This is a genomic window from Syntrophales bacterium, assembly GCA_023229765.1.
GTDB lineage: Bacteria > Desulfobacterota > Syntrophia > Syntrophales > UBA5619 > DYTH01.
The window spans coordinates 66,871-92,207 of record JALNYO010000015.1 but is presented as its reverse complement, the minus strand read 5'-3'; the positions used below and the strand labels follow the sequence as shown (position 1 = coordinate 92,207).

Below are 25,337 nucleotides of genomic sequence, written 5' to 3'. Positions count from 1 at the left end.
GTCATTCCCGAATGTCTCTATCGGGAATATGGTTTTTCAAGCAGTTAGAACCAGATTCCCGCTCAGAATCGTTGCGGGAATGACAAGAATGGGGAGTTTTGCAATTACCTCATATAGGAAAAATTTTACGCCCATTCTGTAAAACTCAACCGTTCAGAGAGGAATGACTGCATCATCATATTACAGCAGAAACGTCCAACATACTCCTATCGGAGGAGTTTCAAAAAGAGTTTCCCAATGGCATATCTTGTTAGGACTCCCATGTAATGGGGGGCACGGGCTAACCCCGCGCCTATAAAAAAAACCAGGCAGGAAATACCATAGGTCGTTGGACAGCCGATGATGGCGATCAGGGGCTCGCGCAAATGAACAGCAAGAATGGTCAATACGGTCACTGCCGGCCAACCGATAAGATAACTGAATCCCATCAGTATCAGTCCGGCAATCAACCGTGGTGTCGGACGTTCTCGAAATTCCGAGAGATCCGTAGGATGATCAAGAATTCCCCGGATAGATTTCATTTCGGCAAGGATTTTCGCGATTCTTCGAATCATACATAGAGACGTGTCCAAGAATTTCGGAAAGGGTTTTTAGGAAAGCCATCTTTTTCTTCTTTTGTAATGCTTGGCGTCTTTGAAGCTCTTTTTCTCGCCGACAGCGGAAAGCCCCAGATAGAACTCCTTGACATCCTCATTTTCTCTCAATTTTGAGCACTCGCCGTCGAGAACGACCTTTCCCATTTCCATTACGTATCCGTAATCGCCGATGGAAAGCGCCAGATTGGCGTTCTGTTCAACCAGCAGGATGGTTGTTTTCTCTTCATGACAAATTTTCTTAACGATTTCAAAAATCTCCTTCACCAGCAGGGGAGCCAGTCCGAGGGAAGGTTCATCGAGCAGCATCAGCTTCGGGCGGGCCATTAAAGCCCGGCCGATGGCAAGCATCTGCTGCTCGCCGCCGCTCATATACCCGGCCACCTGGTTCTTCCGGTCTTTGAGCTTGGGGAAGTAGTCGAATACCAGATCAATGTCCGTCTTTACCTTATTGCGGTCCTTGCGGGTATAGGCGCCGGCGATGAGGTTCTCCGTAACGGTCAGGTCCTTGAATATTCTTCTTCCTTCCATAATCTGGGAGATCCCCATTTTGACGATGTCCTCGGCATCTTTATTGTTGATCTTCTTTCCCATGAATTCTATGGAGCCGTCCGTGACTTCGCCCTCTTCAGACTTCAACAATCCTGATACAGCCTTAAGGGTTGTAGTCTTCCCGGCGCCGTTAGCGCCGAGGAGAACTGTTATCTGCCCCTCTTTGGCTTCCAGGGACATCCCTTTCAGGACAAGGATAACGTCATCGTATATGACCTCAACATTATTGATTTTCAGCATAGGACGGCTCCGTCGTGTAGTCTTTTTTGTGAGGAAGGAGCAGGCAGGGTATCCTGCCTGCTCCAGGAACAATTAATACTTCAATAAAGCGGTCAAGGGTTCGATCTTGCCGTTTTTGATAACATACATCTTTGCAGCCATGTTGGGTTTTCTTATATCGGATTTATAAGCAATGTCGGCACTGAGCCCCATCATGTCGAACTTGTTGGACTCCAGGACCTTTTTGATGCCCTCGCCACTCAGATTGGTGCCCGCCTTTTTCAGCGCTTCGACAAGCAGATAGGCAGAGATAAACCCCTGGGTGTAATTTACCGGCTGGGGTTCATCATTGCCGGAAATTTCCTTGTGAACCTTGTGCATTAACTGGACGCCCTTGAGATTCGTTTCCGTCCAGAAGGCGAATGGCATCGGTGCCATGAAGCCATTGGCCGCATCGCCAGCCATTTTGATCAATGTTTCGGAGAAGGCCCAGTTCAGACCGATGAACTTTGTCTTCAAGCCAAGTTTTTTCGCATCTTTGAGGATCGTGGCGGTTGCCATCAGGGTATGCTGGTTGATGGCGTAGTCGGCATTTTTCTTCTGCATGTTGAGAAGCTGGGTTGTGGCATCGAGATCGCGCAGACCGATTATTTCCTTGTCAACAATTTCGACGCCGATTTTTTTGGCGAAATCCTCGGCGTCCTGAATCGGCGAGCGACCGAAACCTGTGTCATTGTACAGCAACGCTACTCTCGGGGCCCGGCTTTTATCCTTCCAGGTGTCCTTGATCCACTGCAGGGCGAGTCTCGCCTGATCGGAATAGGAGGCGCCGGCGATGAAATTATAAGGCGTTTTTTCAAAGACAAGGTGTTCGGAGTAGGAAGCAGAGATGTACGGAATCTTGTCCTTGGCAACCATCGGCGCCATGGCCTCAGTATCGCCTGTTCCCCAGCCGAGGATGGCGATCGCGCCCTTTGAAGTCATTTCCTTATAAGCGGAAACGGCCTGCGGGATTTTGTAGGCATAATCGACATCGATCAGGTCAATCTGTTTGCCGTTGACGCCGCCATGTTTGTTGACATATTTGATGTACTCCCTTGCTGCAACAGCATAAGGCGCCCCGACGTCACCGGTGGCGCCGGTTATATCGAAGATACCGCCTATCTTGATTGTCTGCTGCGCGAAAGAGACACCACTGAGCAATAAAAACGATAAAGCAACCAACAGAACCTTTTTCATACTACCCTCCTTATATTGTTTTTCCGTTAAATTTGGAGTTGCCCCCGCCTGAACATCACTTCAACAACAGGCCTTCCCTTAATAGGAAAATGGCCATAACTTCCAGTAGTTTTTAATCATTTTCCACCGGTGGGCAAGCCCGTCCGGCTCGAAAATAAGGAACATTATAATAACGAGGCCAAATATACCCTCGCGTAGCGCGTTAAATATGTCGATCAGTATCGGATAACTGGAGGACAGAGACCCGCTTATCGCCCTGAGAATCTCCGGCAGCAAAACGATGAAAATGGTGCCGAGGATTGTGCCGTAGATACTTCCCAGACCGCCGATAATAATCATCGAAAGGTACTGGATGGAAACCACGACATTGAAATGTTCCGGGGTGATGATCCCGATATAGTGAGCCCACAGGCTTCCGGAAACGCCGGCAAAAAAGGAACTGATGCCGAACGCGAGGAGCTTGTATTGGAAAAGCGGGACGCCGATGATCTCTGCCGATATATAGCGGTCGCGAATGGCCATGAAAGCACGGCCCGGTTTCGTGCGGACGATGTTCTTGGCGGTAAGGACGGCGAGAATGGCAAAGGCCAAGGCGAGAAAGTAAAATTTGAATTCGCTGTTAAACTCGAATCCGCCGATGCTTGCCGGCGCAACGAGCAGTCCCTGGCTGCCGCCGGTTACGCTGCGCCAGCGGATAAAGACGAATTCAAGAATGACCTGTGCGGCAAGGGTCGCGATCGCGAGATATAGCCCCTTGAGCCTAAGTGACGGAATGCCGAAAACCATTCCCACGATGGCGGTGATGAATCCGGCAATCAGCAGGCAGGCAAAAAAAGGCAGGCCGAACTGGTTCATGAAATAACCGGAAGCATAGGCGCCCACGCCGATAAATGCCCCGTGCCCCAGTGATATCTGCCCGGTAAAACCGGTAAGGATGTTTAAGCCCAAGGCGGCAATGATGGCAATCAGCACGCTGTCGGCTATGTGCAGCAAATATTTCGATCCTTGAAAAACAAACGGGAAAAGGATCAATAAGACGATGAGGGCGGCGATCCAGAATTTGGACACCTTTGTCTGCCAGATTGCTTCGTCATCTTCATAAGTAGTTTTAAAAACGCCGCATTTTATTGCCATTGAATTCCTCCGCTATATCTTTTCTATCTCTTCCGTGCCGAATAGTCCATAAGGCTTGATCATCAGGATTATCACCAGAACGATAAACGGCATGACCTCTTTTGTCCCGCCTTCAAAAATCGGATCGAGGTAAATCCCGCTCAAGGCTTCCAGCAAGCCGATAATGAACCCGCCGAGGATGGCGCCGGGGATGCTGTCCAGGCCTCCCAGAATCACGGCGGGGAAAACCTTGAGGCCGAATGAACTGAGGCTCGTATTGACGCCGTTGATATTGCCGATCAAGATGCCGCCGATGCCGGCGACGATTGCCGCGATCGCCCAGGCGATGGCGAAGATTTTGCTGATGCTGATGCCCATTGCCTGCGCCGCCTGCTGGTCATTGGCGACCGCCCGCATGGCGATTCCGGAGCTGGAAAAGCGGAAGTAGAGATTAAATAAAACCAGACAAATTATCGCGGCAAGAACGCTGTAAATATAGACTTGGGAAATGGCGATTCCCAGGAAGCGCACCGGCTCGGGAGAAAAAATGGCGGGAAAAACCATCGTATCCGAGCCCCAGATAACATGAATAAAACCCTGCATCAAACTTGCCAGGCCGATCGTCAGCATGATGACGGAGATGATCGGCTCGCCGATCATGGGCCTCAGAAAAAGCCGCTCCAAGAGGAAGCCAAGCATGGCAGCCGCAAGCAGGGTAACAACAAAAGAAAGGAGAAAGGGGAGTTTCATAGTTGTGACAAGGGTCAGGCAGATATATGCCCCGAACATCAGTAGTTCGCCCTGGGCGAAGTTGATGACCGCAGTTGACTTGTAAATCAGCACGAATCCCAAGGCTACCAAGGCGTAAATACTGCCGACGACGATGCCGCTGATGAGCGACTGCACTACCTGTTCCATATTTTTATCTCCCCTTAGACGTTTCTAACCGCCATGACGGTATGAATGGTGGATGTTTTACCATCCTGGAATTTTATCGTCGCATCTATCTTGATTGAATCACTGCCGGAGTACATTCCTTCAATGATTTCAGCGTATTTTTCCTCTACATAATGCCGCCGGACCTTGCCCGTTCTGGTCAACTCATCGTCATCGGCGTCGAGCTCCTTGTAAAGCAGGACAAAGCGTCTGATCCGGGCGTTTTCCGGAAGGCCCTTGTTTACCTTTTCCGCCTCACTCTGGATCAGGTCGATGACTTCCGGTTTTGAAGAGAGGTCGGTATAGGTGGTGAAGTTTATTCGGTGACGTTCCGCCCAGTTGCCAACAATTCCGAAATCGATGCTGATCATGGCGATGATGAAATCGCGGTTGTGACCGACGGTTACCGCCTCTTTGACGTAGGGACTGAATTTCAGCTTGTTTTCGATGAACTGCGGTGAGAACTTGACCCCGTCGATCAGGCTCATGACGTCCTTGATGCGGTCAATAACGACGATATGACCATCCGGGGTAAGATAACCGGCATCGCCGGAATGCAGCCATCCGTCAATGACCGTATTTGCGGTTTCCTCAGGCTGTTTATAGTATCCCGCAAAAACCGCCGGCCCCTTGGAGAGGATCTCCCCGGTTTCCGATATTTTCATTTCAGTTTCCGGAATCGGTTGACCCATGGTGTCCGGATTGATGTCGTTATCCTTGTGCACGCAGGATATCCCGGCTATTTCCGTCTGTCCGTAGATCTGCTTCAAGGAGATGCCGAGGGCGTGGAAAAATTTGAACGTGTCCGGACCGAGCGCGGCGCCCCCGGTTGTAGCGGAGCGGATATTGCTGAAACCGAGACGATCCTTAAGCGCCTTGAAGACCGCGTAATAGGCGAGGTAGTAAATAATCGTGAAATAAAGCGGGGGGGTTTTTTTGGCAAATTTATACTCTGACCATTTTTCGCCGATGGGCAGGGAGACGTTGAAGATCGCCCTTTTCAGCCAGGAGGCGTCCATCACCTTTACCTGAACGCTGGCGCAAAGATTTTCCCAGACCCGCGGCGGCGAGAACATGACATTGGGCCCTATCTCCCTCAAATCGGCCTGGGCTGATTCGGCGCTTTCCGGAAAGTTTACCGTCATTCCGAAAAGAAGCCCGCTGGCAACGGCAATCATCTGCTCGCCGACCCAAGGCAGCGGCAGAAAAGAGACGATATTGTCTGTCTCATACTTGGGATCAAATTTTCCGAGATTGGAGGCCATGGAGATAAGGTTTTTATGAGTCAGCATTGCCAGTTTCGGAAGCCCTGTTGTGCCCGAGGTTGTGCATATCCAGGAGATATCGTCCTCTTTGGTGCTTTCCACATTTTTTTCAAACAGGCCCGGATGGGTTTTTTCGTACTCCCTGCCCAGAGCGATGATGTCCGGAAAATGGGCAAGAATCTCATCCCCGTATTTGCTCATCCCCTTGGGGTCGTAATAAATCACCTTTTTAATATTAGGCAGATCTTCGATCATGTCGAGAATCTTGTCACACTGCTCCTGATCTTCGGCAACTACAAACTTCGCATCCGAGTGGTTGATAATATGGGCAATTTCCTTGAGGATGGAGTCCTGATAAATTCCCACGCCATATCCGCATGCCGCTTGCGCGGCCAGTTCCGCAATAACCCATTCCGGCTTGTTGTCGCCGATGACCGCTATCTTGTCGCCCGGTTCAAATCCAAGGCTGATCAGACCGAGGGAAAAATATTTGACCTTTTCAAGATATTCCTGCCAGGTGAATGACTGCCAGATGCCGAGATCCTTTTCGCGAATGGCAATCTTGCCGGATCCGTACCGCTTGGCCCGTTCCATCAATAGTTTCGGAAATGTATCCGCCGCCATGTTTCCCCCGTTATCTTCCGAGAAATACGCCCTCTGAATCCCCCAGATAGGCTTTTGCAACCATTTCGTTTTTCTGGATCTCATCCGGCGTTCCTTCGGCGATGCTCTCGCCGAAATCGAGAACCATCATCCTGTCGGACAGATCCATTACAACTCCCATATCATGCTCAATAAGAAGTACCGTGACACCCCACTCAGTGTTGACATCAACGATAAACCGGCACATGTCCTCGGTTTCTTCGAGGTTCATGCCGGCCATCGGTTCGTCCAGAAGCAGGATTTCCGGTTCCAGGCAGAGCGCCCGGGCCATTTCCACCCGCTTCTGAAGCCCGTAGGGCAATGTTCCTACATGTTTTTTCCGGATGTGTTCAATCTCGAGGAAATCGATGACGTCTTCGACGCGTTTCCGGTGCTTTACCTCTTCCTTGCGGCCTGGTCCGAAATAGAGCATCGAGGCCAGAAGACCGTATTTAATATGGATATGGCGCCCGAGCATCATGTTTTCCAGAACAGTCATGTTCTTGAACAACTCAATATTCTGGAAACTTCGGGCAATGCCCAGGCGGGCGATCTGGAATGGTTTGAGGTGCGTTATCTCTTTGCCTTTAAAAATAACCTTTCCCCGCTGTGGGTGGTAAAAGCCATTGATTACGTTGTACATGCTGCTTTTACCGGCGCCGTTCGGGCCGATGATTGAAAACACCTCTCCTTTTTTCACCGAGAAATTCACGGACATGAGAGCCGTTATCCCCCCGAAGCTCAAGGTGATCTCCTCGCCCTTCAGGATAACCTCATCCCCAACGCGATTATTTGTCACATCGCCTCCTGAGTACAGTAGTTTTGACATTCAAGATATTACGCGGCCGCTTGCCTGTAGATTAGCCAAAAGGCCTCAGCCGCGGATGCGGCAGTATTTTCATGCTTGGATGGGCGGCTTATATTATTCCATTTTTTTTCTGTCAAGATAAATTTTCGGAAAAATTTACGCACCTGAGAATTAATTTTGATAAACTTGTTATATCCGATAATTAAATTGCCGCTGGCGTTGTTCGATTAACGTGCGGCAATTTTAAGCTGCATCCCTTCCGCTACCTGCTGGAGGAGTTTCAGGATTGCTTCGGCCTTTTCAGGGTTAAGACTGCCCATTCCACACGCCGGGGTGATCAGACTCTGGCGGAGAATGATTTCACGAGGGATGCCCTGCTTTTCAAGATACTTTATTCCGGCATCGAGCTTGGAAAGAAGCAGTGCCGGCGTTTCTGAACCTTTGTATGAACCGGTTGGAACAATCCCCCAGGCAAGCGCCCCTCCGCTTTCGGTAAATTTCTTGATATCGGCTGGATAAAGCATGACCTTTTCCATGTATTCATAAGCGTCGAAGTTGACGATATCGATTCGCGCGTTGAATATCATAGACCAGTCCGCATTTCCGCAACAGTGGATGCCGGCAAGGCCTCCCGCTTCATGAATGGCGTCGGCTATTTCGTTGATTTTTTCCGCGACAAGGTCAGAGGAGACAGCCGAGAAGGCGGAGCCGAGCGATTCCATGGAGGGCTCATCCATAAGAATAATGACCGGTTTTCCAAACGGCTTTAGTTTTTCGATTTGCCAGAGGGCCTTCATCGTCAGTCCCTTTACTAGGACGTCGAAAAGCGTTTCATTGTGGATGATGTCGATTCCGTTATCATCTTTCAGCGACGTTCCAGCGGTGAGAGGGCCGGTTATCTGTCCCTTCAGATAAGTGGCATTTGCGGCCGCGCCTTTATTCAGCGCCTTCAGGAAAGCATGGAAGCCGAGGGCGTAAGACTCAGATATCCTGAAGTACTCGTAGTCTTTTTCCAGATACCGCGTGAAGAATTTTTCAAGATCGTCGGTAAGGTCGCCGGCTGTGTTGAAGGAAACCTTCTTCATATTTTCATCGAGAATAAGCCCCGGTAGCGACTCGCTGTACTGGACATCCATTCTCTCCCGGTAATCTCTCTGGGGGAGCTGGGGCCATGCCGGCGCCTCGGGAAGATAGCGGAGCGCCATTTCCAGGGCGGCGTCGGCGTCCAGATTGGGCATGCTGCCAATTGCGGTTGCCATGCAGTTGAAGATATGGGTCATAAGATCATTTTCCTTTCCCTGATAGGGTTTGCCTGTTATTTATATCTGTTCAGATGAGGAAGTCAGCACATTTTATTTCACCTATTGACTTTTCAGAACCGCATTCATGCTTCCCGTTTTGTAACCGTTCAAGTCCAGGGTGACATACAGGTATCCCAATTTTTTGAATTCCCGCTCAACATCCAATCTATTTTCATCCGCAGCAAGGCGTTTTATTTCAGTAGTTTCCACCTCAATGCGGGCGATATCTCCATGGTGTCGAACCCGCACCTGATTAAAGCCCCTCTCTTTAAGAATTTGCTCAGCCTTGCCGATGCGCTGAAGAATGGCTGGGTCGATTTTCGTCCCATAAGGAATTCGCGAGGCGAGGCAGGCCAGGGACGGTTTGTTCCAGGTCGGCAGGTTCAGTTGACGGGAAAGTTTCCGCACATCATCTTTTGTAAACCCTGCATCCTGCAGGGGGCTTATAACGCCCAGTTCCTCTGAGGCGCGTTTGCCCGGACGGTAGTCATCGGAGTCGTCCCGGTTTGACCCATCGGCGACGAAGTAAAGAGAGTACTGACGCCCGATCTCCAACAATCTTGCGAACAGTCTTTTCTTGCAAAAATAGCAACGTTCGATCGTGTTGGCTGTAAAATCAAGGTCGGCGACCATGCTTTCCGTTATGGTTATTACAGACAACCCTAGGGCGGCGGCTGTATTCAATGCCTGATCCGTTTCGCTCTGGGGATATGACTCGGAGGAAAGAAGCACGCAAAGGGAGCTGCTTCCCAGTGTTTCCCTGGCAACATATGCCAGCAGGGTGCTGTCGCAGCCGCCGGAATAGGCGACCACCAAGCCTCCCGTATTTTTCAGCAAAGAGCGCAGTTTCCTATGCTTTTCTTTAATAATCTGCATCTTTAAAAATCTCCATACATCATTTTGGCAAAACGGTTTTAGATCAAATAGCTTTTTAATGATGTTTCTGCAAACAAAAAATGATAATGCTTCCTGCCGGAATTCAAGTTTATGGCTTTTGATCGGGGAGTTTTAACAGTTGCCTGAGCGTAAATCAGGCTGGAATAATTTGAAGGGATTCGATTTGAAGCTTTTCCTGTTATTTTTTCTGCTTATCTATGGAGGGTTTCACCTCCTTTTTTTTCTCAGGATTCAGGCGGCCATTCGTATGGGAGGGATGGGCTTCGCCATCCTTTTGCTCCTGCTGGCGGCAGGTTTCCTGGCCCCGCTGATTATTCGCGCCTTGGAGGGAAGGGTAAGCGATTTGCTTGTCCGTTTCCTTGCGTTGCTGGGCTACTACTGGATGGCTTTTCTGCTGTTTTTTCTCTTTGTTTCGCTGTTTGTTGAACTGTATAATTTTGTTGCGCTGGCAGTTGTGAGCAGATTCAATGGCAATATAGATGCCTTTATTCCCACGGCCGGGATGCGTTTTATGATTCCTGCGGCGGTTGCAGTTCTTCTGGCAGTTTATGGTTCATTCGAGGCCGGCAGCCTCCGCACCGAATTCCTGACCATCCATTCCGAGAAGATACCTAAGGAAATAGGCAAAATACGAATAGTGCAGATTTCCGACGTGCATATCGGAGGGGCGTTGCAAGCTGGAAATGTTTCCGGTATAATTCGCGCTGTCCGGGAGGCAGCCCCGGATGTCGTCGTTTCTACGGGCGATCTTGTTGACGGCAGAGGCACATATCTTGAGGAGGCTGCGCGCCAGTTCAGCGAAATCAAGCCAAAATGGGGAAAGTTCGCTGTTGCGGGAAACCATGAGTTTTACCTGGGCATTGATAAGGCGACCGAATTTATGGAAGAAGCCGGGTTTGTTTTTTTACGCAACCGGACGGCAACGATCGCCGGGGCGGTTGATCTAATCGGCGTTGATGACCCTGGAGGCGTCATGGAAGCAAAGGTTATTGTTGATGACCGGGAACTCCTTTCCCGTACAGAGGGCAACCATTTCAAAATTCTTCTCAAACACCGGCCAGATGTTGAAAAAAAAGCGATCGGTTTTTTCGAGCTGCAACTTTCAGGACACACCCACAGTGGGCAGATATTTCCCTTCAGCATCGTTACCAACCTGGTCTTTCCTTACCATGCTGGCGATTACCAGCTTTCGCAGGAATCTCTGCTGCATGTGAACAGAGGCGCCGGGGTCTGGGGGCCGCCTATTCGCCTGTTGGCGCCGCCTGAGATCATGGTTATAGATCTGTTATCCAAATAATCCATCTGCAACCGGCGTGATGGAGGGTGTATTTTTACGTTGACTTCTTTTCCATATCGCCTTATTTTCCAGGCAGATAATTTCTATAAAATTTTTCTCGGGAGGATAAATTTAATGCAGATTAAGGATTCGATTGCCGTTGTTACCGGGGGGGCTTCAGGGATGGGAGAGACATGCGTCAGGATGCTGGCCGCAGAGGGGGCAAGAGTTGCAATCTTTGATGTCGTTGCCGAACGGGGTGAAAAAATCGCCGCGGAACTGGGGCCTAATGTTATCTTTGCTCATACCGATGTGACGAGCGACGAAAGCGCCCGGGCGGCGATCGAGAAGACGGTCGCGGCATTCGGGACAATCAATGTCGCTATCAATTGCGCAGGGGTTGGCGATCCGGGTAAGATTTTATCGAGAAAAGGCGTCCTGTCGCTTGATTTTTTCACCAGGGTTGTCCGGATTAATCTGATCGGCACCTTTAACATCACAAGGCTGGCGATCGAGCAGATGGCAAAAAACGAGCCTAATGGGGAGGGGGAAAGAGGGGTAGTAGTCAATACCGCTTCTGTCGCCGCTTTTGAAGGCCAGATCGGCCAGGCCGCTTATGGCGCCTCCAAGGCCGGCGTGGTGGGGATGACGCTTCCCGTGGCAAGGGAGTGCGCCGATTACGGCATCCGCGTAATGGCGATTGCGCCTGGTTTGATCGATACCCCGATGATGGCCGGGCTGCCGGAGAGCGTGAGGGTGGAACTGGCAGGGACGGTCCCGTTTCCGAAACGACTTGGCAGACCCGCGGAGTTCGCGGCGCTTGTGCGCCACATATTGGAAAACTCTTTGTTAAACGGAGAATGCATCCGTCTTGATGGGGCGCTAAGGATGACGGCCAGATAAAACACACGCAGGCAGACAGGCAGTATCGTGTAGTTTCGCAGAGTTATCCGTTACAATTTACTCAACGGGGGTGGGGAATATGGCCAAGGTTTTCAATATGGAGATTGATGATTCCGGAATAGGGGTGATTGTCTTTGATGTCGCCGGCGAAAAGATGAATACTTGGACGGAGGAGGCTTTTATCGGTTTTGAAGAGATTATGCGCGAACTGGAAGCCGCCCGGGGCATACGCGGGATCGTCTTTATTTCCGGAAAGCCCGATAATTTTCTGGCCGGCGCTAATTTGAAGCTTATTTCCGAAATAGCTGACTCCGCTGAGGCAAGGCGCACCGTCGAGCTTTTTCATGGCTCATTTGCCCGTTTGGAGTCGCTTAAGTTTCCCTCGGTCGCGGCGATTCACGGTCATTGCCTCGGAGGAGGGCTGGAATTTGCGCTTGCCTGTAAGGCGAGGATCGCCAGAGAGGGAAAAACCACGATTATTGGCTTGCCGGAAATCAACGTCGGTCTTTTTCCCGGCGGGGGAGGCACCCAGCGGCTCCCCCGTCTGATCGGCTATCCGGCCATGGAGCTTATCCTGAGAGGGACGATGCTGCCGGCGGCGAAGGCCTACGAGATGGGCATTGTTGACAGGCTGATTCCTGCTGATGCTGATTTGCTTTTGGCGGCCAGGGTTTTTCTTGAGGAGATCATCGCGGGAAAGGCTGACCTGAAAAGACCGGAACAGAAATTCTCCCAGATAGATGCCGTAGCCCAGTTGGCAAAAGAAGGAATCCTGAAGGTTACCAGAGGACGGGAGCTTCCCGCCCCAATGCTGGCGCTGAAGTCCATGCACGAAGGGTTAAAGGTTCCGCTGGAGCAGGGGCTGGAGATCGAACGCAAAAATTTTGTCGAGGTTGTGTTGTCGAAGGAGGCCAAGGGCAGCATCAATACCTTTTTTCTGAAGGGGATGACGGATAAACCCATGGCGATGATGACTATGGGTTTTACTCCGAAGCCGTTGCGGAGCGCTGCGGTCCTTGGATTCGGAACCATGGGAAGGGGAATCGTGATCGATATCCTCCGCAACACAACAATTCCCGTTCTGGTAAAGGACATTCCGGAGGCTCTGGAGCCGGGAAGGGCCTTCGTCAGAAAGACGCTCGAAGGGATGGCCGAGAAGAAACGGCTCAAAACCCCTGTCGATGAAGTAATGTCCCGTCTGACAACCGTCTCGGAGTACGTCTCCGCCTTCAAGGATGTGGATATTGTCGTTGAGGCCGTTTTCGAAGCGATTGCGGTAAAAAAACAGGTCTATGAGGAACTCTGCGGCATGGTTCGCGATGACTGCATTATCTCCAGCAACACCTCCTCCCTCCCGATCAACTCCATGTCGCCGTTTGTCAGTCATAACGAACGCTTTGCCGGCCTCCATTTCTTTTCTCCGGTCTGGCTGATGCAATTGGTTGAGGTAATTCAGGGTAACAACACTACCCGGGAGACGATTGACAACCTGCTTAATTTTGTCGGCATGATCAGAAAGCGGCCGCTTGTCTGCCGCGACAACGCCGGATTTGTCGTCAATGCGATGCTCTTTCCCAACCTCACCAATGCGCTTCAGTATCTCGAAGAGGGGAACGCGATCGAGAAGATAGATACGGCGATGACCCGCTTTGGAATGCCGGTGGGGCCGATCCGGCTTACCGATGAAGTGGGAATAGACATCCCCTATAAGGTATTTGTCGGCATGGGGGTTGAGCAGGAGACTCTTAAAAGTGTCGTGGAAGCGGGAAGGCTTGGTCTCAAAAAATCGGGGAAGGGGTTCTTTTTAAAGGATGGCAGCGTCGATCCGGAAGTGTTGCCGCTGATTGCAAAACGTCCATCCCGGGAGATGAGCGAAAGGGAAATCCAGAACGGCATTCTAACTGCGATGGTTCAAGTAGGCAGTGATCTGCTCGAGCGCCGGATAGTGGATGACGTCCGGATGATCGATGTAGGGATGATCTGGGGGATAGGTTTTCCAGCCGATAAAGGCGGACCAATGAAATGGGCCGACCTGATCGGATTAAGCAAGCAGCTCTACGGCAAAAATTTTTACTAAGCGATGAGTGTTCAAAAAAACGCTTGCCGCAGCGAATTCAATGGACTATAAACATCAGCTGTTTCCTTGCTGGGATGGAAATGACAGAGGAAATATTACTTTGAGATGGGGGAAGGATGACTGAACCAGATTTTGAAAAAGGGAAAGGGCTTGTGCCCGCTGTCGTGCAGGATTATGAGACGGGCGACGTGCTGATGGTTGCATACATGAACCGTGAATCGTGGCAAAAAACCATAGAAACCGGCAAGGCCCATTACTGGAGCCGCTCCCGCCAAAGCCTGTGGCTGAAAGGCGAGACATCCGGCAATTTCCAGATTGTCCGGGAGGTAAGGATTGATTGCGATGATGATACGGTTTTGCTGAAGGTTGATCAGATCGGCGGCGCCGCCTGTCACACAGGGCACCGTTCCTGCTTTTACCGGAAAATGAACGAGCGGGGAGGGGACTTTACCGTTGTCGGGGAAAAAGTTTTTGATCCAAAGGAAGTGTATCGATGAATAAACTGAAAATAGGAATTCCCAAGGGGAGTCTGGAAAACAGTACCGTTGATCTTTTCAGGAGGGCAGGGTGGAAAATAACGTATGACAGCCGGAGCTATTTCCCGGATATCGACGATGATGAACTTTCCTGCACACTGGTCCGCGCCCAGGAGATGTCCCGCTATGTGGAGGATGGGACGATTGATTTGGGTCTCACCGGCCAGGACTGGATTACCGAAAATGACTCGGATGTGGTTTTTGTCCAGGATCTGATTTATTCTAAGAATTCAACCAGGCAGGCCCGGTGGGTTCTGGTTGTTCGTGAAGATTCACCGCTGCAATCGATTGAAGACCTGGAGGGTAAAAGGATCTCGACGGAGCTGGTAAATTTCACCAAGCGCTACTTCGCGGAAAGAAAAATTAACGTCCATGTCGAGTTTTCCTGGGGGGCTACCGAGGCAAAGGTCGTCGAAGGGCTGGTGGATGCCATCGTCGAGGTAACGGAGACAGGCACGACGCTCAGGGCCAATAAGCTCAAGATAATCCATGAGCTGATGCGTACCAACACCAAGCTTATTGCCAACCGCAATGCCTGGGATGATTCCTGGAAAAAACAGAAGATCGAGCAGATACGCGTTTTGCTGAACGGCTCCCTGGAGGCAATGGGCAAGGTGGGCCTCAAAATGAATGTGGCCAAAGAGAATATTGCCGCGGTGGTGGCTATTCTTCCTTCCCTGAAGGCGCCGACGATCTCGCATTTATACTCCGGGGAGTGGCTGGCAATTGAGACCATCGCCAATTCGGGAATGGTGCGCGAGTTGATTCCGAAACTGAAGGAGGCGGGCGCCGAGGGGATAATCGAGTACCCGCTCAATAAGGTTATTTAAGGAGATTGAGAAATGCGCAAGGCGGTTATCGAAAGAAAAACTGCGGAAACGGAGATATCGCTGGAGATAGACCTGGACGGCAGGGGGAAAAACCAGATCGATACCACAATACCCTTTCTCAATCATATGTTGCAGCTTTTTGCACGTCACGGAATGATCGATCTCGTTCTGCGCGGCCGCGGAGATACCGCTGTTGACGACCACCACTTGGTCGAGGATATCGGCATCTGCCTCGGGAAGGCTGTCCGGAAGGCCCTGGGCGACAGGGAGGGGATAAGCCGTTATGGTTCGGCGGTTGTTCCGATGGATGAAAGCCTGAGTCGGGTCGCTATTGATATTTCTGGCCGTCCCTTCCTCGTTTGGAACGCGGAATTCAGCGAGCCGATGATCGGGAGTTTTAATCCTGATTTGCTGCGCGATTTTTTTAAATCATTTTCTGATCATAGCGGAATAACTTTGCATATAGCTGTGGACTATGGGAAAAATGGCCATCATAAAGCCGAGGCAATTTTCAAGGCCTTTGCCCATGCGTTCCATCGGGCAGTTCAGGTGGATAAACAAATTGAAGGCGTTTTGTCCACGAAGGGTTCTCTCGAAGGATGAGGAGACATTTCCTCAAGCCTGCGGCATTTAACCATTGATTTTGTGATTTTGGACAAACGTGGAAGGCAAGTTAATTATGGAAATGTCTCGTGCTTGGAAAACGAAGTTTTCTATTGTCGTTACACTTTGTTTTTTGTTCAGCGTCTGCTCTTATGCGGATATGGCAATGGCCGCTGCTGGGGTTGACAGCGGGCCATCCCTCAAGCTTGCCGTTCTTCCATTCCAGGCGATTTTTCCAGCGGATTTACAAAAAGGGTCTGTTGAGTCGCCGCTTACCGGGGCAATTTTCGAGGCCGTTAAGCCCTCAGGGAGCCCGGAGAGCGCATTAGAGGAGGGATTTCTCCGATATCTTGATAAAAACCGGCCGGATCTTGCTGTGATTGCAGGTGAAAGGGTGACCGCGGTTTTTCGGAATGTTTCCACGTCGTCAATGAAAATTTCTTTGCGGAGTGCGCTAATTGAAACGGGCAAGCAACTAAGCGCAGATCTGGTAATTGTCGGTTATCTTTATCGTTTCAGGGAGTTGCAGGGAGAATCTTTTTCTGCCGAAAGACCCGCATCGGTCGCCTTTGAGATAGTCGCGCTGCGGACCGATAATGGGAAGGATGCCTGGCGGGGGATATTTGACCGCACCCAGCGCTCGTTTTTGGAGAATCTCTTTCAGGCTGCAGCTTTTTTCCAGGGAAAAGGACGATGGCTGAAAGCCGAGGAACTGGGTCAACAGGGACTCGAAGAGGTGATGAAGACCTTTCCGCTTTCCCCGCAGCAACTCAATACGCAAGGTTTGGCAAGATGATAGTTATCCCGGCAATTGATCTGAGAAAAGGCCGGTGTGTGCGGCTTTCTCAAGGCGACTTCAACCGGGTTTCCATTTATGAGGGAGACCCGGCCGTTGTGGCCTCTGTCTGGAAGGAAAAAGGCGCCGAACGACTGCATGTGGTCGATCTGGACGGCTCCCTTGAGGGGAGTCCCCGGCAGAGGCAGGTTATTTCCGCAATTATCTCAGCGACAGGTTTACCTGTCGAGGTCGGCGGCGGCATCAGAAATATGGAAACGGTTGAGGACTATCTTAAGGGCGGGGCGCGCTGGGTCATTCTGGGAACAGCGGCTTTTGCGGATCCCTCCTTTGTAAAAGAGGCATGTCGGGCATACCCCGGTCAGGTCATCCTGGGAATAGATGCTGCGGGGGGAAAAGCGGCGGTTCACGGATGGACAAAACAGACGCAAATGACCCCGGAAGAGCTGGCATTGCGTTTTGCCGAAGATAGCCCGGCGGCTATAATCTTTACAGACATTTCCCGGGACGGCATGGAAACAGGACTTAACCGGGAGTCAACCGCCGCGTTGGCAATGAAGGTGGGTATGCCGGTTATCGCTTCCGGTGGGGTTGCCGGAATAGGTGATATAGAAAAGCTTTTGCCCTTCGAAAAAAGCGGCGTTATCGGAGTCGTCGTAGGCAAAGCCCTTTATACGGGCGCCCTTTCTTTGGAAGAGGCGATAGCCTGCGCAAAGAAAAAGCGGGATTAACGACAAAATTTACCAGCGCAGCGCTCGGCGGGCTGTAAATGCGGCGAGGGTTGATGTACTCGGGGGAGAAAGGAGTCAGGCATGGAGGATTGTATATTCTGCAGGATTGTCAACGGAGAGATTCCCGCAAACAAGGTATATGAGGATGACCGTGTTTTAGCTTTTGACGATATAAACCCGATGGCGCCTGTCCACGTCATTATCATTCCCAAAAAACATATCGCCACGCTGATGGATGTCGGAAGCGGGGAAATGACGGATCTGCAGGCAATGATGGCGGCCGCTCAGGATGTTGCCAGGTTGAAGATGGTTGATCAAAAAGGTTTCCGGGTAGTTGTTAACTGCAACGCAGAGGGGGGGCAGGTTGTTTTTCATCTGCATATGCATCTTTTAGGCGGACGGAAACTGCGCGATGGTCTAAACTGAGGTTGCGGACAGAGGGCTTGACATTTGCAAGGTTCCATCAACGACGGAACAATCGAAGAGGTCAGGAGACGCGCCGATATCGTCTCCCTGATTGGGGAATACGTTGCTTTAAGGAAAACGGGGAAAAATTACACCGGGCTCTGCCCTTTTCACCAGGAGAAAACCCCCTCCTTCACTATTAGTCCCGAAAAACAGATTTTCCATTGCTTTGGCTGCGGCGAGCACGGGGACGTTTTTTCTTTTCTTATGAAAATGGACGGCCTGACTTTCCCGGAGGCGATTCGCCAATTAGCTGGGAAGACAGGGGTTGTTATCCCGGAAAGGGTCCACAGTAGAGAAGAGAAAGAGCGTTACACCCTTAAAGAACAGATTGTTAGGGTAAACGGGCTTGCCGTCGGATTCTTTGCCAAAACGCTCAGCTCGCAAAAGGGGGAGAAGGCGCGGGAGTATCTGATAAAAAGGGGTATTGGACAGAGCGCCGTTGAGCAGTTTCGAATAGGGCTGGCCCCGGAGGGCTGGCAGGGTCTGCTTGATTTTCTGGAGCGGAAAGGGATCCCCGCCACGCTTGCAGAACAAGCAGGTCTGGCAATTATCCGTTCGGGGGAGGGCAAGGGAGGATATTACGACCGGTTTCGGGGCAGAATTATTATCCCCATCGTCGATAGCGAAGGCCGGGTTGTTGCCTTTGGCGGGAGGGTGATGGACGCCGGCGAACCCAAGTACCTTAATTCTCCTGAGTCGCCGGTTTATACGAAAGGCAATAACCTTTTTGGACTTTTTGATGCCCGGGAGGCGATTCGCAACAAGGGTTTTGCCGTCCTTGTGGAAGGGTATTTTGATCTCATTTCCCTTTGGGCTTCCGGGATTAAAAATGTTGTGGCGACGCTGGGGACGGCATTGACCCGTTCCCAAGTCGATTTGCTGGGGCGTTACACAAAGAGGGTCGCCGCAGTATTTGATCCCGACGAGGCGGGTCGGAAGGCTCTCGCGCGGAGCATGGAGCTGTTTCTGGCGGGAAACATCCAGGCAATGGCAGTTATTCTGCCTGAGGGTTATGATCCTGATTCCTTTGTGCGAGCCAAAGGCCGCGGAAAAATGGAGGAAATGCTGGCAGCCGCGCGACCGATGGCCGATTATTACATCGAAGAAATTCTCGGCAATTCGGCATCTTTACAGGAAGATCGCGAAAAACTGAGGAGTGCGGTCGTTTTTGTTAAAAAAATTGACGATGTTGTTGAAAGAAATCTCTTTATCAAGAAAGTGGCAGAAAAGTTGAACATCGATCAGGATGTCTTGAAAAAAGAGGTAGGGAAATCCTTTTCGAGCACGCCTGCACCTGACCGCAGCCATTCAATGACGCCGCAGGCTGGGGACTATGAGCGCCTGGAATTGAGTTTTATCCACATGCTTTTTGAGAGTCCGGAGTTGGTCCGCACGCTTGGAGAGGGGGCGATATTTACATTTTTTAAGTCGGAAGATCTGAAAACAGTTGGAAAAAACTTGTTGTTGAATTCAGAAAAAGAAGGCGAAAAAAATTTAAATGTGGTATCGCTTCTTTCCGGTGTGGAGGATGAAAGGATAAAGAAAAACCTTTACGCCCTGATGGTTGGCGATAACCCATATAAGGGGGAGCAGCGTGAACGTCTGCTTGCCGATACGGCAAAGCAGATCAGGCGCCGATGGTATAAAGAGCAGCACCGTATTTTGAAGGAAAAGCTTGCCAGAGCCGACAGAGACGGGAACCGGGAGTTATGCGACGGTCTGCTGCAGGAAAAAGAGAGGCTTTTCAATGAAGAGAACAATCTTGATTGACAATCGCCCTGGTTATTTACTTAAAACGTCAATGATTAAAGTTATATTTTGACCTTGTGCTTTCGGGTTGTCGGGGGGTAACTGCGATGGGAAAAGAAGCTGAATCGAGTGATTTCAAAAAGTTGCTTGCTCTGGGCGTGGAAAAAGGATTTCTGACGTACGATGATGTTAATGATCTGCTGCCCTCAGATGTTACTTCTTCTGATCAGATTGACGATATCATTATGCTCTTTGGAGAGAAAAATATTGATATTATCGACACGGAGAAGGGGGAAAAACTGCTTGTAAAGAAAGAGCCGGATGAACATCCGGATGCTAAAAAAGACGATGTGCAGAGTTTGCTGCCCGCTTTAGGCCGGACTGGCGACCCGGTGAAGATGTATCTTCGGGAGATGGGGATGGTTTCCCTGCTCAGCAGGGAAGGGGAGATTGAGCTTGCCAAGGTGATAGAAGAAGGTGCCCGTGAGAGTCTGGAGGCCGTCTTCAGTGTTGACGTTTCCGTCAAGGATGTAATAAATATTGGCAAACAGTTGAAAAGCGGGGATATCCGTGTCCGGAGCATCTTGGACAATATTGATGACGAAGACGGAATCGTTGAAGAAGACAAGCATCATGAGCGGGTGATCAGTCTGCTCGATGCTGTAACGCTGCTCGATGCAAAAAATGATTTAATCAAGAAGAAATTGAGTTCGAAGAAAAAAATTTCGGCGGATGAGAGATTGACGCTGAGGGCAGAGCTCGACAAAAATCAACTGGCCATAGTTGACCGTTGTCGGGAGGTTCGTTTCAGCAGGAAGCAGATAGATCGACTCGTTGCCAATCTTCGGTCCTATATCAATGATGTAAAAGCTTCCGACGAGATGCTCAACCGCTGCAAGAAGAGTACCGGTCTTTCCCTTGGTCAGATTGAAGAACTATTGGCAATGATGTCGGAATCGCAAAAGGCCGCGGAACAGGCAGCCAAAAAGGCCCGCTTGCCGCTGGCAAAGCTCAAAGAATGCGAGCTTATTATTATCGAGGCCAATTCGCGGCGCAAAAAAATTGCCCAGGAAACAGGACTTTCCATAAATGCGTTGAAGAAGGCAATGGTTGACATTGAAACCGGGGGGAGAAAAGCGGAGGTCGCCAAAAGAAGACTGGTTGAGGCAAACCTGCGTCTTGTAGTCAGCATCGCCAAAAAGTACACAAATCGGGGTTTGCAATTTCTCGATCTGATTCAGGAAGGCAATATCGGCTTGATGAAGGCGGTCGATAAATTCGAATACCAGCGTGGTTATAAATTTTCCACCTACGCTACCTGGTGGATAAGGCAGGCCATCACCAGGGCGATTGCGGATCAGGCAAGGACGATCAGAATACCTGTACATATGATCGAGACAATCAATAAACTGATTAGAACATCGCGTTATCTGGTCCAGGAATTGGCCAGGGAGCCAAATCCGGAGGAGATTGCCAACAAGATGGAGTTTCCGCTGGAAAAGGTGCGCAAGGTTTTGAAGATAGCCAAGGAACCGATCTCTCTGGAGACCCCAATTGGAGAGGAAGAAGATAGCCATCTCGGTGATTTTATAGAGGATAAGAAATTTATGTCTCCATCTGACGCCACGATCAGCATGGATCTTGCCGAACAGACCCGCAAGATTCTTTCCACCTTGACCCCACGCGAGGAAAAGGTGCTGAGGATGAGATTCGGCATTAGCGAACGAGGCAATTATTCGGCTGAAGATGCTGCGGAAGCAACGGATATTGGCAGTTTGAATGATAAGCCGGCAGAATCTGGCTCTGAACGGAAAGGGCGCAGTGGGGCAAGACGTCGTCTTCTGAAGACAGGCGAAAATAAAATATTGACAAAAACCGCTGATCGGTATTAAGAAGGCCGCCGAAAAGCGGAGTTTTGAGTTCATCCTGGGGATGCAAGGGCCCATAGCTCAATTGGTAGAGCCCCCGGCTCATAACCGGTCGGTCCCTGGTTCGAATCCAGGTGGGCCCACCAAGGATGAAAGGAAGCGGGACTTATTTTGATAGCCATATTTTTTTTCAAGACCAATAATAAAAAAGCTCCCATGAAAGCAAGAACCAGAGGTGGAGACAGGAAATGCACCGAGAAGGGTGCATTTTTTTTAAGTAATGAAGAACATTGTTTTTTAACGTAGGGGGATGGGTTGAAAGAACTCTTGGCGAGATTAGTTGAGCTGCAAAAGATAGAAGCGGAGGCGGAAAAAATCCGCTCCGGCCAGAAAAACCTGCCAACTCGTTTAAGCGAGCTCGAAGCAGGATTTAGTGTGTTTTGCGAGTCCATGGAACAAAAGCGACAGGAATTTGAGGATAGACAGAAACAGAAAAAGGAAAAAGACCGCCAGTTGCAGACGGGACAGGAGGCGCTGAAGCGGACGCGGGAAAGACTTTCGGAGGTGAAGACAAACAAGGAATATCAGTCGATGCTCAAGGAAATTGCAACCTCAGAGGTGAAAAACGGCAAGCTTGAAGATGAGATTATTGCCCTATTGGACGGGCTCGAAGTTTTTCAGAAGGAGATGAAAGCAAGTGACGAGGAGTTAGCTTTACGCCGCAGCAGCTACGAAGGGGAGAGACAGGCGATCCAGGCCGAGCTTGATTCACTGAACGGGAAACTTGAGGAATGCCTGGGCAGGGCTGGGAAACTGAAAGAGAAAATGCCCGATGTTATCCTGAAAAAATATGAGAGAATAAAGGTAATTCGAAACGGTTTGGCGGTGGTTGCCGCCTGGAAAGAGATTTGTTACGGTTGTCATATGGCGATTCCCCCCCAAATGTACAATGAGTTGCAGACCAGTGAAGAGCTTATTACCTGCCCGAATTGTAACAGAATTCTCTACTGGGAAGACCGTAATTCCGGCAGCAATTAGCAATGGAGGCGTCAAAGCAGAACAGATGATCGCGGTTGCGGGAAACCGTAACGGAGGAAAGTCCGAACTCCACAGGGCAGGATGGTCGCTAACGGCGACTGGGGGCGACCCTAAGGAAAGTGCCACAGAAAAATATACCGCCCCTCCACAGTGGAAGGGTAAGGGTGAAAAGGCGAGGCAAGAGCTCACCAGTTTCCCGGGTGACCGGGAAAGCTTGGTAAACCCCATCCGGAGCAAGACCAAATAGGAGAACGGGACTGCCCGTCCCCAAGTTCTCGGGTTGTGTCGCTTGAGGTGGTCGGCAACGGCCGCCCCAGAGGAATGATCATCGTCGCTTTTCCGGGCAACTGGAGGGCGAAACAGAATTCGGCTTACGGGCTGCTTTGGCGTCTCTTTTTTTAGTTGCAGGAATTATTCTGGGCTTATTTCATGAAAATTATATCCGCGGAGTTTGTGCTTTCTGCAAAAGAGCCGCACCACTACCCGCCCGCCGATATTCCCGAGGTGGCCTTTGCCGGGAGATCCAATGTCGGCAAGTCATCCCTGATCAATACCCTCCTCAACAGGAAAAGACTTGCCCGCACCAGCACCACCCCGGGTCGCACCCAGGAGATCAATTTTTTTAGCGTCAATGAAAGTTTTTTCTTCGTTGATCTTCCTGGCTACGGATACGCGAAGGTTCCGGAGGCGATTCGTCGCCAGTGGGGTCCCATGGTGGAAACGTATCTTAGCGATCGTCCGACACTAAAACTCGTGATCATGATCCTCGACGTACGCCGCGATCCCTCTGGCGAAGATATGCAGCTCATGCGTTGGCTTGCCCATTACTCGCTTGATTTCCTGCTGGTTCTAACCAAGACAGACAAGATTTCCCGCAATGAACTGGCCGTGAGAAGGCGTGTTATTGAGGAACTAATCGGCCCTTCCGTTAAATTGAGCCTATTGGTTTTTTCAGCAAAAACCGGCGCGGGAAAGGAACTTGTCTGGAGGGAAATAGAAAAAAAAATAGCTTGACACCCTGTAAGGCGTTTGATAGAAACCGCGCCTTCTCATTAGCTGATTAGGCGGCCCACTATTTTCCCAAGTTTTGTCGGTTAATTCAGGACCGAATCCGCAAAAAGCCAAGAGGGATATTGAGATGTCTGCCGTCCAAATTTTTCTTAAGATGACATTATGAGAAGATCCCGTGAATCCCATTTTTTAAGAAACTCCATCATTGAAGCCCTACTGCTGATGATTTTTTGGCTGCTGTTGAGCGGCCATTACGATCTGATGCACATCTCCTTCGGGGTTTTTTCCGTCTTTGTTGTAATGCTGCTTAATTACCCATTGAGAAAGCGTCTCTTTTCCCTGCTGGAAAAGTCGGAGACTCAAAGACTGTCCATCCTGAATTTGGCGGGGTATATCCCCTGGCTGCTATGGCAGATTGTTATGTCGAGTTTACAGGTCGCCTCCGTCGTTCTGCGGCCGAGCTGTCCCATTGATCCGTCGCTGGTGAGTTTCAAGACGTCTTTGCAGAATACGACCTATCGGGTTATCCTCGGAAACTCCATTACCCTGACTCCGGGAACGATTACCTTGAGAATCGAGGGCGATGAATTTCTCGTTCATTCGCTGATGGATGCTTCATCTTCCGGCATCATTGACGGTTCCCTGCCCGGTCAAGTGGCGAGGCTCTTCGAACGGAATCCCGGCAAGGTTGTGAAAGAGGTAGCGATAACAAGAGTGTGAGCGGTAAACTAAATGGACAGATTCTTTTTATATTACACAGTTATACTGACCTGCATTATTTTCATCCCCCTTTATCGGGTTCTCCGGGGACCTACCATTTTTGACAGGATGCTGGGCGCCGGGGCGATAGGCACCAAGACGATGGTGCTGATTCTGGCGATAGGTTTTGTGTTCAAAAGGTTTGACATGTTTGTGGATATTACGCTTGCTTATGCTGCGCTCAATTTTATCGGGATTATCGCCATTGCCAAATTCATAGCAGTCAAAAAGGTGGGTGAATGATCGGAAATATCGTGGGCATTGCCGCGGTAATCGCGGGCGCCTTTTTTATGCTGGTCGGAAGTGTTGGATTAATCCGACTGCCTGATTTCTACACCCGTAATCATGCGACCGGCAAAAGCGACACACTGGGAATAATGCTCGTGATTTTTGGAATGATTCTTATTGAGGGGTTGACTCTTAACAGCGCCAAGCTCCTCTTCATCCTCATTTTTGTTTTTCTGACGAATCCAACCGGAACCCATGCCCTCGCCAATGCGGCCATCCAGAGCGGGCTCAAACCATGGTTTAAAAAAAGAAGCGGCGGGGAGGGTGAAAAATGTACTGGGAAATAGAGACGATAATGGCTGTTTTTATGCTTGTTTCGGCGGTGATTTCGCTGACGGTCAAGGATCTCTTGACGGCGGTGGTAACGCTCAGCGTCTTCAGCTTTGTATCTGCCCTGCTTTACGCGGTGATGGGGGCTATTGACGTAGGTTTTACCGAGGCGGTGGTCGGCGCCGGGGTAACGGGGATATTTTTTGTTGTCCTGATTTTCCAGACATCAAGAAGGAGCGGGGATTGAAAATAGTCAACTGGCTATTGCTGATCGCCTTTGGGGCGCTTTTGATTTATGGCACTACCGGGCTTCCCAATCGCGGCGATGCCGGGGCGGGCATGCACTCAACAAGAAGTCTGGCGGGTTCCTCCGGGGCGTCTTCCTTCTATATCCGCAATGCCCTGAGGGATGCGAAAACACCCAATATGGTGACAGTCATCCTTGCCGATTATCGAGGTTTCGACACGCTGGGCGAGGAGACGGTTATCCTTACGGCCGGGCTGATCTGTTTTCTGGTGCTGAGAAGAAGAAAAAAGCCTTTAACGAACTCCCGCGAACATTAAGAGCA

Annotated in this window: 27 protein-coding genes, 1 tRNA gene and 1 other RNA gene; 20 read left to right on the top strand and 9 right to left on the bottom strand. The window is 50.3% G+C overall.

The genetic code is table 11. The features are described from left to right. Positions 1 to 206: 206 nt before the first annotated feature. The 9 genes from M0P74_09920 to larE all read right to left on the bottom strand — a co-directional run bounded on the left by M0P74_09920 (position 207) and on the right by larE (position 9,544). Positions 207 to 554, bottom strand: a complete 348-nt coding sequence (locus tag M0P74_09920; GenBank protein ID MCK9363895.1) for a hypothetical protein — start codon at positions 552 to 554, stop codon at positions 207 to 209. 36 nt (positions 555 to 590) lie between these two features. After that, positions 591 to 1,385: an ABC transporter ATP-binding protein gene (locus tag M0P74_09915; GenBank protein ID MCK9363894.1), complete on the bottom strand. Its 795-nt coding sequence runs from the start codon at positions 1,383 to 1,385 to the stop codon at positions 591 to 593. 72 nt (positions 1,386 to 1,457) lie between these two features. Next, positions 1,458 to 2,603 (bottom strand): ABC transporter substrate-binding protein, encoded by a 1,146-nt coding sequence (locus tag M0P74_09910; GenBank protein MCK9363893.1) that lies wholly within the window; start codon positions 2,601 to 2,603, stop codon positions 1,458 to 1,460. Positions 2,604 to 2,681: 78 nt separating this feature from the next. Further along, positions 2,682 to 3,737, bottom strand: coding sequence for a branched-chain amino acid ABC transporter permease (locus tag M0P74_09905; protein MCK9363892.1), 1,056 nt, complete (start codon positions 3,735 to 3,737; stop codon positions 2,682 to 2,684). 12 nt (positions 3,738 to 3,749) lie between these two features. Beyond that, entirely contained in the window at positions 3,750 to 4,634 is an 885-nt protein-coding gene (locus tag M0P74_09900) for a branched-chain amino acid ABC transporter permease (protein ID MCK9363891.1), read from the bottom strand. 14 nt (positions 4,635 to 4,648) lie between these two features. Next, a complete protein-coding gene (locus tag M0P74_09895) occupies positions 4,649 to 6,541 on the bottom strand; it encodes an AMP-binding protein (protein MCK9363890.1) in 1,893 nt (630 codons plus the stop codon). A 10-nt stretch (positions 6,542 to 6,551) separates the two neighbouring features. Beyond that, positions 6,552 to 7,358, bottom strand: a complete 807-nt coding sequence (locus M0P74_09890) for an ABC transporter ATP-binding protein (protein ID MCK9363889.1) — start codon at positions 7,356 to 7,358, stop codon at positions 6,552 to 6,554. Between the two features lie 236 nt (positions 7,359 to 7,594). Next, on the bottom strand, positions 7,595 to 8,647 hold the full coding sequence (locus M0P74_09885; protein ID MCK9363888.1) for a methionine synthase: 1,053 nt from the start codon (positions 8,645 to 8,647) through the stop codon (positions 7,595 to 7,597). Positions 8,648 to 8,728: 81 nt separating this feature from the next. Continuing rightward, positions 8,729 to 9,544: an ATP-dependent sacrificial sulfur transferase LarE gene (gene larE, locus M0P74_09880; GenBank protein ID MCK9363887.1), complete on the bottom strand. Its 816-nt coding sequence runs from the start codon at positions 9,542 to 9,544 to the stop codon at positions 8,729 to 8,731. A 139-nt stretch (positions 9,545 to 9,683) separates the two neighbouring features. Between larE and M0P74_09875 the strand changes: the two genes are divergently transcribed. From M0P74_09875 to M0P74_09780, 20 genes are all read left to right on the top strand, one after another. After that, positions 9,684 to 10,862, top strand: a complete 1,179-nt coding sequence (locus M0P74_09875) for a metallophosphoesterase (protein ID MCK9363886.1) — start codon at positions 9,684 to 9,686, stop codon at positions 10,860 to 10,862. A gap of 114 nt (positions 10,863 to 10,976) precedes the next feature. Next, on the top strand, positions 10,977 to 11,744 hold the full coding sequence (locus tag M0P74_09870; GenBank protein MCK9363885.1) for an SDR family NAD(P)-dependent oxidoreductase: 768 nt from the start codon (positions 10,977 to 10,979) through the stop codon (positions 11,742 to 11,744). A 79-nt stretch (positions 11,745 to 11,823) separates the two neighbouring features. Further along, positions 11,824 to 13,821 carry a 3-hydroxyacyl-CoA dehydrogenase NAD-binding domain-containing protein gene (locus M0P74_09865; protein MCK9363884.1) on the top strand — a complete coding sequence of 666 codons (1,998 nt, stop codon included), beginning with the start codon at positions 11,824 to 11,826 and terminating at the stop codon, positions 13,819 to 13,821. A 116-nt stretch (positions 13,822 to 13,937) separates the two neighbouring features. Then, entirely contained in the window at positions 13,938 to 14,318 is a 381-nt protein-coding gene (hisI, locus tag M0P74_09860) for a phosphoribosyl-AMP cyclohydrolase (GenBank protein MCK9363883.1), read from the top strand. Continuing rightward, positions 14,315 to 15,187 (top strand): ATP phosphoribosyltransferase, encoded by an 873-nt coding sequence (gene hisG, locus M0P74_09855; GenBank protein ID MCK9363882.1) that lies wholly within the window; start codon positions 14,315 to 14,317, stop codon positions 15,185 to 15,187. The genes hisI and hisG overlap by 4 nt, the downstream gene beginning before the upstream one ends. Before the next feature lie 12 nt (positions 15,188 to 15,199). Next, positions 15,200 to 15,790, top strand: coding sequence for an imidazoleglycerol-phosphate dehydratase HisB (gene hisB / locus M0P74_09850; GenBank protein MCK9363881.1), 591 nt, complete (start codon positions 15,200 to 15,202; stop codon positions 15,788 to 15,790). 76 nt (positions 15,791 to 15,866) lie between these two features. Then, entirely contained in the window at positions 15,867 to 16,586 is a 720-nt protein-coding gene (locus tag M0P74_09845) for a hypothetical protein (protein MCK9363880.1), read from the top strand. Continuing rightward, positions 16,583 to 17,317, top strand: a complete 735-nt coding sequence (hisA, locus tag M0P74_09840) for a 1-(5-phosphoribosyl)-5-[(5-phosphoribosylamino)methylideneamino]imidazole-4-carboxamide isomerase (protein ID MCK9363879.1) — start codon at positions 16,583 to 16,585, stop codon at positions 17,315 to 17,317. Before M0P74_09845 ends, hisA begins: the two co-directional genes overlap by 4 nt. 81 nt (positions 17,318 to 17,398) lie before the next feature. Further along, the gene (locus M0P74_09835; GenBank protein MCK9363878.1) at positions 17,399 to 17,743 is read left to right on the top strand and encodes a histidine triad nucleotide-binding protein; all 345 of its coding nucleotides are present in this window, start codon (positions 17,399 to 17,401) and stop codon (positions 17,741 to 17,743) included. A 24-nt stretch (positions 17,744 to 17,767) separates the two neighbouring features. Next, positions 17,768 to 19,555 (top strand): DNA primase, encoded by a 1,788-nt coding sequence (dnaG, locus tag M0P74_09830; protein MCK9363877.1) that lies wholly within the window; start codon positions 17,768 to 17,770, stop codon positions 19,553 to 19,555. Between the two features lie 86 nt (positions 19,556 to 19,641). After that, positions 19,642 to 21,426: an RNA polymerase sigma factor RpoD gene (gene rpoD, locus M0P74_09825; protein MCK9363876.1), complete on the top strand. Its 1,785-nt coding sequence runs from the start codon at positions 19,642 to 19,644 to the stop codon at positions 21,424 to 21,426. Positions 21,427 to 21,472: 46 nt separating this feature from the next. Further along, a tRNA-Ile gene (locus M0P74_09820) sits at positions 21,473 to 21,548 on the top strand. A gap of 169 nt (positions 21,549 to 21,717) precedes the next feature. Beyond that, positions 21,718 to 22,440: a C4-type zinc ribbon domain-containing protein gene (locus M0P74_09815; protein MCK9363875.1), complete on the top strand. Its 723-nt coding sequence runs from the start codon at positions 21,718 to 21,720 to the stop codon at positions 22,438 to 22,440. Between the two features lie 12 nt (positions 22,441 to 22,452). Continuing rightward, positions 22,453 to 22,830: RNase P RNA component class A (gene rnpB / locus M0P74_09810), an RNA gene on the top strand. Between the two features lie 39 nt (positions 22,831 to 22,869). After that, entirely contained in the window at positions 22,870 to 23,454 is a 585-nt protein-coding gene (yihA, locus tag M0P74_09805) for a ribosome biogenesis GTP-binding protein YihA/YsxC (GenBank protein MCK9363874.1), read from the top strand. A 159-nt stretch (positions 23,455 to 23,613) separates the two neighbouring features. Next, entirely contained in the window at positions 23,614 to 24,171 is a 558-nt protein-coding gene (locus tag M0P74_09800; GenBank protein ID MCK9363873.1) for a Na+/H+ antiporter subunit E, read from the top strand. 12 nt (positions 24,172 to 24,183) lie between these two features. After that, a complete protein-coding gene (locus tag M0P74_09795; GenBank protein ID MCK9363872.1) occupies positions 24,184 to 24,453 on the top strand; it encodes a monovalent cation/H+ antiporter complex subunit F in 270 nt (89 codons plus the stop codon). Further along, positions 24,450 to 24,785, top strand: coding sequence for a monovalent cation/H(+) antiporter subunit G (gene mnhG, locus M0P74_09790; GenBank protein MCK9363871.1), 336 nt, complete (start codon positions 24,450 to 24,452; stop codon positions 24,783 to 24,785). The genes M0P74_09795 and mnhG overlap by 4 nt, the downstream gene beginning before the upstream one ends. After that, complete coding sequence (locus M0P74_09785) at positions 24,770 to 25,015, top strand: DUF4040 domain-containing protein (GenBank protein ID MCK9363870.1); 246 nt, start codon at positions 24,770 to 24,772, stop codon at positions 25,013 to 25,015. Before mnhG ends, M0P74_09785 begins: the two co-directional genes overlap by 16 nt. Then, positions 25,012 to 25,332 (top strand): hypothetical protein, encoded by a 321-nt coding sequence (locus tag M0P74_09780; protein MCK9363869.1) that lies wholly within the window; start codon positions 25,012 to 25,014, stop codon positions 25,330 to 25,332. Before M0P74_09785 ends, M0P74_09780 begins: the two co-directional genes overlap by 4 nt. Positions 25,333 to 25,337 lie beyond the last annotated feature (5 nt).